A 12215-nucleotide genomic window follows, 5' to 3' on the forward strand; every position below is an offset into this window, starting at 1 on the left:
TCTGCGGGGATGCCCTTTGCAACGGCTCGGAGTCACCGACGAACTGTCCGTCGGATTGCGGGAGTGTTGCAGGAGGCGGCGGTTATTGTGGGGATGGGACCTGTCAGGCAGCCAGGGGAGAGACCTCCACCATGTGTCCGGGGGATTGTGGGCAGCAGTCCAGGCTTCCTTCTACCATTACGCTTCCAATTACAGCCCAGACCTGTGGCAATACTTCGATTGAGGGAGGTAGCCGATCCTGGACCGTTAGCAATGAAACCTCGACCGCCTTTACATTGACCAGTACGTACGGGCAACAGACCAGAACAAGCTCAGGAACGAAACTGGGCAGTAATTATTCGGTCACATCGACGAACTCAAATTTCGGTTTTCTGGATTGCACCAGTACGCAGGTTTCGAGCTGGACCTGGAGCGGTTCGATCCCTGCCTCGGCGAGCCTTTCACAGATTTACTCGCCGAATAGCCCCAGGGGCACGGGGTGCGATGCCGTTTATGGTATCGGCCAAAATACCTGTTCCCAGACCACTGCTGTCACCGTGTCGACACCTTGAAATTTGGTTTTTTAGACGTTGTTTGACGAACCTCTTCGCCTGTTCTAGAGACAGTACATGTCCTCCGATATTAGCCGGCCCACCGAAAAGGAGCTTTCCAGCTATCGCCCCTTAAGGGATACGTTTCGAGTCGACTGTGGTTTTGTGACTGTTCCCGGTCTTGAGGAGCGGATTCGGCCATTTCACCAAAAACTTCGCCATTGGGATCTCCTCGCCTCCGACGCTGAAGAGAATCATGATGGTCCGCGGATTGAACATTATGATCCGGTTGGGAACCGGATCGACCGGATTTGGCTTCCCGAACCGACACGGCAACTGCGCCGTGAGGTCGTTCTGGCCGGGATTTTTGAAAATCAGACGCAGGTGGAACAGTTCGCGAAGGTCTATCTCCTGGGTCACCTCGGGGAGGCGTCGGTCACCTGTCCTCTTGCCTGCACGGAGGGGCTCGTTCGGGTGATCGAGGCGGTTGGCTCCGATCTTCTGAGGAAAGTCTATCTCCCGAAACTCCGTTCGGTCGAAACCCCGCTTGCCGGGGCCCAGTTCATCACCGAAAAGGATATGGGGTCGGATGTCGGGGCTCTCACGACACGAGCGGTACCCGATGGAGAGGGGCGCTGGAGGCTTTTTGGAGAGAAATGGTTTTGTTCCGCCGTGGACGAATATTTTCTCATTGCGGCCCGTCCGGACGGGGCACCGGAGGGGACGGCCGGTGTCGGGATCTTCTTTGTCCCCCGCACCTTCGAAGGGGCATTGAACGGTCTTAAGATTAACCGGTTAAAGGAAAAAATCGGGACCCGACAGTTACCGACGGCGGAGATCGATCTTGAGGGGGCCGTTGGTTTTAACATCGGTCCGGTCAATCACGGCTTCAAGAACCTCATGAATTACGTCATCAACACCTCGCGATTGATGAATGCCGCGGCTGCCTGCGGATTTGCGTCACGTGCCGTCCTAGAGGCGCGAAACTACACCGAACAACGGAGCGCCTTCGGCAGCAAAATTATTCAATACCCGATGGTTCGGGAGGGTCTTGAGAGAATGGAGTCAGCGCTCTTCGCACGCCGTGCCCTCTTTTTTAAACTGGTGACCGAGATCGATTCAGGTCCGGCCGGTTTCGAATCGGATGAGGGTCTGTGGCGGCGTTTCCTCATCAATCTTTGCAAGTATCGCACCGCTGTCGGTGCAACAGAGGCGACACGCGAGGCGATCCTCCTTCTGGGCGGCAACGGGACGATTGAGACCTTTTCGATCCTGCCGCGGCTCTATCGTGACAGCCTGGTGATCGAAAGTTGGGAAGGGGCCCATAACGTGCTCGCGTTGCAGATCTGCCGCGATGCCCTCCGTTTCCCCTTTGGTCCGTATTTGAATGACAGGGTTCTCCGACAACTCTCCCTGATCAGAGGCGGTCCTTTGACGGAGACTGTGGAATTGATTGAACAGCAGCTGGAGAGAATCAATCCATTGCTCCAAAAGATCCCGGATCCGGAATGGGTCGGCAGCAATGCCCGACGGTTGGTCGATGCGTTGGGACTTCTCCTTGAAGTGACGGCACTTGCTGAAACTCCAAGGGCCAGCCCTGAAAAAATAGCACTCATTAAGTCCTGGATTCAGAATCATCCTTGTTTATTTTTTTGACCAAAAAATCTTGCTAAACTCGGGGGGGGGGTAGACCTACGGCTGTGTTTTCGCAAAGGAGTTGATATTTGATTGATTCGGCATAATTGGGGGCAGTAGTGGGACTAAGATATTTTTTCCTTCTGGTTTTGGTGTTTTTCCTCAGTTCGTGCTTAAGCTCGGGCACGACAGAGGAGACACTGGCAGAGACCCCCGTGAATACCCCAGATACCCCGGCGGCAACCAATTCGCTGGACGCCGCGACCGGCGTCACTCTTGACGAAACCTTTAAATACACCTTTTCGCCGACCATCGTTGTTAGCACCATCTCCGCATCAAACTATTTTATCGTCCCAACCCCTTCGAGTGGCAGTTTAACCAAGGGAGTGGCAATCAACTCCATTTGTAACGTGAGTAATAAATTGAACGCGACGGTCAGTTGTGTCCATGAGAGTACCACGACAACCTCCCTTTTGGCCAACAGTTGCACGCTGACTCCGGCAACGAATTTAGAATATCTCACGAGTTACACCCTCTGTCTTCTGGCCGGGAAAGATGGGGGACCGTTTTATTCGGATCAGGGTGTTTCATGGCCTTTTGAGGGATTCATGGCAACTTTTACGACAATAGCGGGGCCGACATTCACGATTTCACCAACGGGAGGAGCGACCAACGTCGCTTTAAATACTACCTTGAGTGCTACAGCGAGCGCCGTGTTGGCAACATCGACCCTGACGACCTCAAATGTCTCCGTCAAACCAAGCAGCTCCTCGGATGGAACTGCCAACGTCTGTACGTCGATCTCATACGATTCGACAACAAATAGGCTGACCTGTGTTCATGGCGATCTCGCTCCTGGTATCAAGTACACCATGACCATTACAACCGATGTGACGGATTCAAGTGAAAACAACCTTGAAAACAACATCACCTCGAGTTTTACTACAACCAGCACTTCTGGAGATAATAATTCCACATCCAAAATTGTCCTTCCTTCGTTCGATGGGACTGGCGGGACGTCATTGGCCGTTTCATTTGCAAAGGCGATGGATTCCGCTTCATTCACCTCCGGATCCATCAAGGTTACAACTGCCACAGATATCAATACTAATCTCTGCTCCTCAATCGGTTACAATACTGATTCCCGACAAGCTACCTGCGCCCTGTCCGGCAGGATTGAGTGCGATACGACACCGACCAAATATCTCGTCACGGTTAACGCCGACCCAAAAACATCGGATGGGTCGCATGCGGCAGTTCCTTTTTCGGGTTACTTCTCGAACCTGGATGACGGGTTTAACAATTCAAGCACTATCGGTCCGGGTGCCTGTTGGACCGTTACTGCAGGAATCAATGACAACGGAGATGACCCTCAAACGGCAACATCGGAAGTTGTGAACGCAAACACGACCAGTGCTGGCATGCTGACATTCCAGGGACAGAACAATCTTGACATATCTGATGAGGATGATGACGAGAATGCACGTCTCACCAAATCGAGCATCAACCTGGGAGATGCATTCGGTATCGTCCTCCGCATCAATTCTTTAACGGGAGTCGGTAACGGTGAATCGGTGAGTTCTGTTTTTCGCCTGGCGAATAATAATGAAGTCAGTCTGAACCTCGGCGGTACGGCGACCGGTTTCCAATACGGTGGAGGTGTTAGCAATAGTAACGTCGAATCGCAGACCTCTGCTGTCACGGCTGGAACACCTCTTTACTTGTGCATGACTCGAAACTCCAATGGGACAACCTCGACGGTTGCTTTTAATGAAAATGCCACTTCTAACGCATTTACCGGCATTGATCTTTCCTCACTGACAATTCCGATCCTTGCCGATCCGATCAGCATCGAGATTCAATTTGCCTACTCTGCAAACAACATGACAATCCAAATTGATTGGCTCCGTTTTAATATTGGCGAGGCATCTTGCCCGGCCGTGACCGATGTGGAGTGATGTTCAATTTTGTCGATAGGTCTCTGGGGCCTTCGTAAAAATAATGGCAATCTCCTTTTCAACTAAGAATAGGATTCACTCGGCGTATTATTTTTTATTTTTAGATGGTTTTTTTTGTAACTGAAGATGATAATCTGTCAGATCATCGACCATTGTAGAAGGGTGTAGAGCCAATGGATCAACACAACCGGCGATTTCACGAATCTCCGGATCCCTTGTTGCTTTGCAAATTTGATCCAGGCGGTCTTTATAGTTGTTTCTCTGGCTGCGCAAGTCACTTCTTTCGGCACGACAGGTCATATACTCACCAAACAACGCCCCCCAGGCACCTTCGCAATTATCGCTTAAACCACTCATCGCCTCGAGATCCTCTTGGCATTCTGCCAGGTCATCGCTTAAAGGATTTGCCTCTTCACAATAAACGTAATTATTAGAAATCGTTTCGGCAACAGTACATCCATCGTTGATGAGTTCCTCTTGTGCATCACTATCAGAGCAATGATAGAGGCCGGTAATTCCAGTAACTGCCTGGCATATGGCGTGAGTAGTACTTGAACTATGATGGCATGCGGCAACACCGGCTGGTCCTCCAAGAACGCCACAGGCCATATCAAAGAGGAAAGAGGCATAGGACCGGCTTGATAGGCCAAAGAGGCTAACTAGGGTGATGCTACCGATAATCAACGTTTTCTGAATAAGTTTCATAAATCTCCTTTTCAACATAGGTCAGATATCTGCAAACCTGATGCCAATGTAGATTCGATAACAACTATTGTAACTAATTGATTATAATATTATTTTATATTTAAAAAAAATTATGGACAAAAACGAGTGGGGCTAAAACCCACCAAATTGACATTTGTATTCTTCACTTGCCGGGGCAGATTCTCTTGCTTTACGCAAAGTTCTTGAGCCATTCCATTCCTTTCATCGGATGTCGGATACAAAAGAATTTTTTCTTGAGACTCCGAAAGATCTTTCAATGAAACAGGACTTTCATTCGACCACCGATCTCGGTGTTTTGGATGTTGTCAGTCAGAAATAAGAAACCGCTCGACTTTTCGGATCCCTCCGGCTACAACTCCCCGCCTTTTAGGAGGCGGCTATGGCAACACTCGACAAGGTCAGAAACATCGGAATTTCCGCGCATATCGATTCAGGGAAGACGACACTCACGGAGCGGATCCTCTTTTACACCAAAAAGATCCACAAGATTGAAGAGGTGCGCGGCAAATCAGGGGTTGGTGCCACGATGGACTTTATGGATCTGGAGCGCGAGAAAGGGATCACGATCCAGTCGGCGGCCACTTATTGCGAATGGAAGGATCTCGTTATCAACATTATTGATACGCCGGGGCATGTTGACTTCACGATCGAGGTGGAACGGGCCCTCCGCGTCCTGGACGGGGCGATCCTTGTCCTTTGCGCCGTCTCCGGTGTCCAAAGCCAGTCGATTACAGTCGACCGCCAGATGACGCGCTACCACGTCCCACGCATCGCCTTTGTCAATAAAATGGATCGGGCTGGGGCCGATCCGGTGCGATGTATGCATCAGCTACGTGACAAACTGGGGCATAATGCCCACCTCATTGCGTTGCCGATCGGTGCGGAAGACCGGTTTCAGGGGGTGATCGATTTAGTTGAGATGAAGGCGTATTACTACGACGGTGCCAACGGTGAGAAGGTGCGAGTGGAGGAGATCCCGGCCGATTCTCTGGTGCACGCCAAGGAGGCACGGCATGAGCTTGTGGCGGCGATGGGGGATTTTGATGATGATGTGGCCCACCTTTATCTGGAGGATAAGGAGGTGCCGGCGGAAATGTTGCAGAAGGCGATCCGTAAGGCGACACTGACCCTCAAATTTATCCCGGTCATGATGGGATCGGCGTACAAGAACAAGGGGGTCCAGCTTCTCCTTGATGCGGTTGGTCATTATCTTCCAAATCCGGCAGAGAGTCATAACGAGGCGCACGACCAGCGGAACAACGAGGCGAAGGTGGTGCTGGCATCGGATCCAAACAAGCCGTTTGTCGGTCTTGCCTTTAAGCTCGAAGATGGTCGTTTCGGCCAGCTCACTTATATGAGAATTTATCAGGGGAAGATTGCCAAGGGGGACTGGATCGTCAACTCGATGAATGAACGAAAGGTGAAGATTCCCCGGCTCGTCCGGATGCATGCCGATGAGATGAACGACATCGATTCAGCCGGCGCGGGCGATATTGTCGCGACGTTTGGTGTGGAGTGTGCCTCCGGTGATACTTTTACCGACGGGACGATCCGTTACACGATGACCTCGATGCATGTGCCGAACGCCGTTATTTCACTCGCGGTTGCTCCCAAGGAGAAGGCGGGCCAGGCCAATTTTTCCAAGGCACTCAACCGGTTTTCCAGAGAGGATCCGACCTTTCGAGTTCATCGTGACGAGGAGAGTGCCCAGACGATCATCTCGGGCATGGGCGAACTTCACCTCGAAATCTACATCGAGCGGATGAAGCGTGAATACAATTGTGAGGTGATCTCCGGTCAGCCGCAAGTGGCCTACCGGGAGACGATTACACAGAAGACCGACTTCATGTACCAGCACAAAAAACAGACCGGTGGTGCGGGACAGTATGCAAAGATTGGAGGCTATTTTGAACCGCTGCCTCCCGATGCCGTGAATACCTACGAATTTGTCGATGAGATCGTGAGCGGTCGGATTCCCCGCGAGTTCATTCCGGCCTGCGACAAGGGATTTCAGGAGCAGCTCAAAAAGGGGCTCCTCATCGGGTTTCCTGTGGTTGGTATTCGGGTCGTCATTAATGATGGAGCCTATCATGACGTCGACTCTTCAGAAATGGCGTTCAAAATTTGCGCCATGACCGCGGTCCGGGAATTTTATGCCAAGTGCAGGCCGATCATTTTGGAACCGATCATGCGGTTGCAGACCCAAGCCCCCGAGGAGTTTCAAGGGGCTGTCGTGGGCCAGATTAACCAGAGGCGTGGGGTTATCCTTGGGACATCAACGGCCAACCTCTACGTTCAGGCCGATGCGGAGGTGCCGCTGTCCGAGATGTTCGGTTATTCCACCGATCTTCGAAGTAGCACGCAGGGAAAGGGGGAGTTTCAGATGGAATTCTTGAAATACGCCCCGGTTCCGAGAAACGTGCAAGAGACCCTTGTTCAGGAGTATCAGGCCAAGAGGGCGGCTGAAAATAAATAGATGAATGGTTTTGGTCAGTTATCGGTTTGAGACGATCCCACCCTATCTGAAATATGCTGCGTATCCAGAATCTATACAAATCTTACGGATCACAAGTTTTATTTGAGGGGGCTGGCCTTCAAATAACCAGGGGGGAAAGGCTGGGGCTTGTTGGAAGAAACGGCCATGGAAAATCAACCCTCTTTCGGATGATCTTGGGCGAGGAACAGCCTGATTCCGGAACAATCACCGCCCCGCGTAATTATCGGATTGGTCATCTGGCCCAGCACCTTCATTTTACCCGACCGACAGTTCTGGAAGAGGGGTGTCTTGGGCTTCCGGAGGGGGAGGAGCACGATCATTACAAGGTGGAACGGATTCTCTTTGGGCTCGGATTTACCGAAGAAGATATGGGGGAATCGCCCACTGTTTTTTCCGGCGGTTTTCAGATCCGTTTAAACTTGGCCAAGGTTCTGGTTTCTGAGCCCAATCTCCTGTTGTTGGACGAGCCTACCAACTATCTGGATATTGTCTCGATCCGCTGGATCACCCAGTTTCTCCGTTCCTGGAAAAATGAATTCATCATTATCTCTCATGACCGCCAGTTCATGGACAGCGTGACAACGCATACAGCCGCCATCCACCGGCATGAAATCCAGAAGGTTCAGGGGGGGACGGAAAAACTCTACACCAAGATCCTGCAGGCGGAGGAGGTTCATGAAAAGACGCGCATCAATCAGGAGAAAAGGCGAAGGGAGATTGAGAGTTTTGTGAATCGCTTCCGGGCTCAGGCGACCAAGGCCTCTGCGGTTCAATCGCGTGTTAAAATGCTGGAAAAAATGCCGACTAAAGAACGGCTCCGCCAGATCGCCAACCTTGATTTCTCATTTCATTACTCCCCTTTTGAAGCGAAAACCTTGATGCAGGTTGAGGAGATCTCATTCCAGTTTGACCCTCACAATCCACTGATCCGGAATTTCAGCCTGACCCTTCACGCCAAAGACCGGATTGCGGTTATAGGAAAGAATGGCAAGGGGAAGTCGACCCTCCTCAATCTGATGGCGGGAGAGCTGGCGCCCCAGAGTGGCAGAGTCCAATTCCATCCGGGCAGAAAGCTCGGCTACTTCGGCCAGACCAATATCAACCGGCTAAATCCACATTTGACGGTAGAAGAGGAGATTGCCCAGGCGAATCCGGAACTGAATCGAACGGCGGCCCGGAGCGTTTGCGGTGTCATGATGTTTAGTGGTGATCATGCCGAAAAGAAAATCTCTGTCCTTTCCGGAGGGGAGCGGAGCCGGGTCCTGTTGGGAAAAATTCTGGCGGCCCCGGCGAATCTGCTCTTTTTGGATGAGCCGACGAATCACCTTGATATGCAGTCGATCGAATCGCTCATGGAGAGTCTTCGGGAATTCGATGGGGCGGTGGTGATTGTCACCCACAGCGAGATGATCTTGCGAGAGATGGCGACCAAGCTGGTAGTTTTTCAGCGGGGCGGTGTCAGGGTTTTTAACGGCGGTTATGATGAGTTTCTGGAGAAGGTTGGTTGGGAGGAGGAGGGGAGTTTGGCCAAGTCGGTTACCGTAGAAAAGGCACCCTGCCTTCCTCCGTCCTCTGGTGTAGCGAGTAAAAAGGAAATCCGAAAGCAGCGCTCTCAGGTTGTTGCAGAGCGGTCCAGGATCCTGACGCCGCTCAAGGAGGAGATTGCCTCTTTAGAGGCCGAGATTAGTTCCTTGGAGGCGGAACTCGTTTCAAGCAACGAGCGTCTGATGGAGGCCTCGAAAAACAAGGCGATTACTCAATTTGTCTCTCTCTCAAAGTTGATCAAGGAGATCCAAGAAAAGATCGACAAGAAATTTGACCGATTGGAGATTGTCACCATGAGGCATGACGAAAAAAATCGGCATTATGAGGACCTGCTGGGGCGCGAAATATAAATCCGCTTGCTATTTTCCTGGAAGTCTGTAGAGTGTGCCAAACGTTGTACTCAGGAATTCGAGGGTTTCGGTAATTCTGCCTTAAATCAAATCGCATCCTAGGGGCACAGCATCAAAAATAAGGAGGACATTTATGTCCAAAAAAAACGGAACCGTAAAATGGTTCAGTGACAGCAAGGGGTATGGTTTCATTACCCCGGAGGAGGGTGGAAAGGATCTTTTCGTCCATCACTCCAATATCGAAGGTGAGGGATTCAAGTCTCTTGCCGAAGGTCAGCGGGTCTCGTTCAGTGTCGGCTCAGGGCCGAAGGGCGAGCATGCGACCGAAGTCAGTGCGGCTTAAAAAGCGTACTTGAGAGTTGAAATCCCCTGATGGGGGATTTTTGTAAAAGGCCCGCAAGGTTTTTCACCTTACGGGCCTTTCTTTTAACCGCTCTTTTTCGGTACGCGAAACCGCGCAATTTTTACATCGTGGTCGCTGAACTGTTTGGAGAGACCGGCATTAATGTGCAAGATTTCTATCTGGGCCTCCCGTGCGAGACTCGAGCTTGTCAGGAGGTGATCAAACGAATGGTAATGCCCGATTCCGTCATAAAAATAGGTATAATTGGCCCCCGGTGGTAAATAGTGCTCGGCCAGATCGACGAGGCCAGCCTTTGTGAAAAGCCGGACCGACTCCTCCCAGGCGTAGGCGTTAAAATCCCCTCCAACAATAAAGGACACCTCTGGGTCGAATGCCCGGGCGCTTTCCCAAAAAGCGATCACCGGTTTGTGCTGGTTACTACGGACCTTGCTGGAGTTGTCTAAAGGAGGTTGAATACGTCCCCAAAGTGGATCGTCTCCGCGTCGTGACGTGCTGTGGAGATTGACCTGCAGGATTTTTCTGCCGTTAAACTCATATTCAATCGCAAGCGGTTTGCGCGAACGCTCGTAGGCAGGATTGAGCGGGTCAACACGTGATGGATTTTGATTAAGCCCCCACTGGCCATTGCGAGAGGTCAGTTTTGCCGGGTCGTCATAGTCGGCGTTGCCATGAAGGGTGAGTGCGATGCGGTCGGTTCGAACAAGGTACGCGACCCGGATGTTTCCCCCCGGCTTTCCTCCATCGTGGTTGTTTTGTGGGGCGACTTCAACGTATTGGTACGTTTTCCCTCCACGACGTGTGATCTCCTCATTCAGCAGTTCATAAGCGGCTTTTATCGTGCCATCATCCTTGGAGCCCGAATTATCCATCCCCTCCTGCAGGGCAATCACGTCCGGATTTTTTAGGTTCTTTAAGATAATGTCGGCGAGTGCTTCGGTTCTTGCCTTATCAAGTGGAAAATAGTTTTCAAAATTGGAATCTGCGACGGTAAAATGCTCCTCGTCGCCAACGAGATCCGTAACCGTTTTTCTTTGTAGATGACCTTGTTCGACCTTCACCGGAGTGGTCACGAGGAGACGAAATTGCCCAAAGGTGTAATCGAGAACACCGACAACATCGCCGACAATCCGATCCCCCGTCTGCAGGTGAGGCCTTTGCCCCGGAGGCAAAAGTTTGAAATCGATCGCAAGGAGATCCGTATTGAGACCTTCCGAGGAGAGAAAAGGCAATCCTTCGGGAGTTTTGTGATGCAGATGTTTGCCGCCATCGATTGCCACAAAGTACTGGTTCTCTCGTGTTGAGGCCCCGACGACGAGGGCGTTCTGAATCTTGACGCGCCTGTCCTCGAGATTCTTGTAGAAGGCCAGGGCGTGTTGATCCGGCAGGAATGGCGTTTGAGGATCCTCCACATTCCCCCGAACGGCCTCTCCCGAAAAAACCAGCTTGGGGGGAAGAAGCCCCGCTTCGCCAATCAAGACAGGCTCCGGCAGTTTTTCTTCTCCTGCCACTCTGTATGTTGCATGGTCGATCTGCGTCTGTGAGAGGTCGCGCTCGCCCGGCCGAAAAACGGTCACCTCACCATGGACCTCTGCGAGATCACCGACACGAACCGAAGGATTGGCCGTATGGATATAAATGCCGGAGGCGACGTGTGGATCGGTCTTAAGAGGCTCTTGCATCCAGAAACCTCCACGACCGACCGCCGTCACGACCCCTTCAAGTCCACGGACTTTTTCCCCTCGATGGGCCGTTGTGTAATGCGTTCCGCGGATCTCGGAGATCGTGAGACCAGAAGGAGAGGCGATAATCGGAACCCCTGCGATGGAGACAGCTTCGGGAACCGTTTGTGAGGGGCCTGCAAAGCCGGTGCTAAGAGGCAGTCTCCACTCGCTGACGACAGGAGGGTGCGAGAAAGAAGTGGTTGTTCTGTCAACGGCCTCTCCCATCGTGCGGCCGACACCCATGTAGAAAAAACCTTCTATAAGCTCCCGCGCGAAAAGCCAACCAGCGGACATTTGAGTCTCTGGCAACCATCCCAGCCCCCCCATACCGTAACTCAATCCTGTTGAGATGATCGCCTGTATCGGTTCAAGCGCCGCGTCGCCGAGAAGTGTTGCCCCCAATCCCCATCTTTGCATTGCAAAACGTCCCATCAGCATCGAGGGGAGTGAGTAGAGGAGTGAGACGCGCCATTGTTCAATAAAACTCTGTTCATTCGGTGAAGGGTTCATCCATCGTGAGAAAAGTGTCATTCCCCCTGAGGTGATGAGGGAGAGCGTGGTTGTGGAGAGTAGCAACGCCGGAAGCGGAGCACGAATCCCGAGTCGGGCGATTCCGTTTGTGATGAGTGGCGAAATTCCACGCATCACAAGATTCATTCCCAGTGAGGTGCCTAAGGTATTTGCGATTCCCCGGCCGGTCGTTATTTTTTGAAAGAACGATTGCTGCCAAAGAGCAAATTCAGCTTGGGTGGTACGATCGGTCTGGCCGGAATAAAAATAATTTGCGGAAATAGGACGAGGCTGAGGATCATACGATCGTGACGTCGATTGATAGAACATTCAAACGGTCCATCGACGGCTTATCTCTTAAGGTTGTGGAGCGATTGAA

General features: G+C 51.7%; 8 protein-coding genes. 6 read left to right on the forward strand and 2 right to left on the reverse strand.

From position 1 onward, the window contains the following. From HYT77_09345 to HYT77_09355, 3 genes are all read left to right on the forward strand, one after another. Nucleotides 1-551 (forward strand): hypothetical protein (locus tag HYT77_09345; protein ID MBI2068201.1); only part of this gene is annotated, 551 nt, incomplete at its 5' end. 57 nt (nt 552-608) lie between these two features. Next, nucleotides 609-2186, forward strand: coding sequence for an acyl-CoA dehydrogenase family protein (locus HYT77_09350; protein MBI2068202.1), 1578 nt, complete (start codon nt 609-611; stop codon nt 2184-2186). A gap of 194 nt (nt 2187-2380) precedes the next feature. Next, on the forward strand, nt 2381-4123 hold the full coding sequence (locus tag HYT77_09355; GenBank protein MBI2068203.1) for an Ig-like domain-containing protein: 1743 nt from the start codon (nt 2381-2383) through the stop codon (nt 4121-4123). 87 nt (nt 4124-4210) lie between these two features. Here the strand turns inward: HYT77_09355 and HYT77_09360 are convergent, their stop codons facing one another. Beyond that, nucleotides 4211-4828 carry a hypothetical protein gene (locus HYT77_09360; protein ID MBI2068204.1) on the reverse strand — a complete coding sequence of 206 codons (618 nt, stop codon included), beginning with the start codon at nt 4826-4828 and terminating at the stop codon, nt 4211-4213. Nucleotides 4829-5228: 400 nt separating this feature from the next. On the opposite strand from HYT77_09360, the gene HYT77_09365 reads away from it, so the two are divergent. The 3 genes from HYT77_09365 (at nt 5229) to HYT77_09375 (ending at nt 9584) form a co-directional block, all read left to right on the forward strand. Then, nucleotides 5229-7325 carry an elongation factor G gene (locus HYT77_09365; GenBank protein ID MBI2068205.1) on the forward strand — a complete coding sequence of 699 codons (2097 nt, stop codon included), beginning with the start codon at nt 5229-5231 and terminating at the stop codon, nt 7323-7325. Nucleotides 7326-7378: 53 nt separating this feature from the next. Then, entirely contained in the window at nt 7379-9241 is a 1863-nt protein-coding gene (locus HYT77_09370) for an ABC-F family ATP-binding cassette domain-containing protein (GenBank protein MBI2068206.1), read from the forward strand. 133 nt (nt 9242-9374) lie between these two features. Next, complete coding sequence (locus HYT77_09375; GenBank protein MBI2068207.1) at nt 9375-9584, forward strand: cold-shock protein; 210 nt, start codon at nt 9375-9377, stop codon at nt 9582-9584. 83 nt (nt 9585-9667) lie between these two features. Here HYT77_09375 and HYT77_09380 read toward each other — a convergent pair whose 3' ends face one another. Beyond that, complete coding sequence (locus HYT77_09380) at nt 9668-12166, reverse strand: endonuclease/exonuclease/phosphatase family protein (protein ID MBI2068208.1); 2499 nt, start codon at nt 12164-12166, stop codon at nt 9668-9670. Between the last annotated feature and the right edge of the window lie 49 nt (nt 12167-12215).

The organism is Deltaproteobacteria bacterium (assembly GCA_016180855.1).
In the GTDB taxonomy this organism is placed as follows: Bacteria; UBA10199; UBA10199; order JACPAL01; family JACPAL01; genus JACPAL01.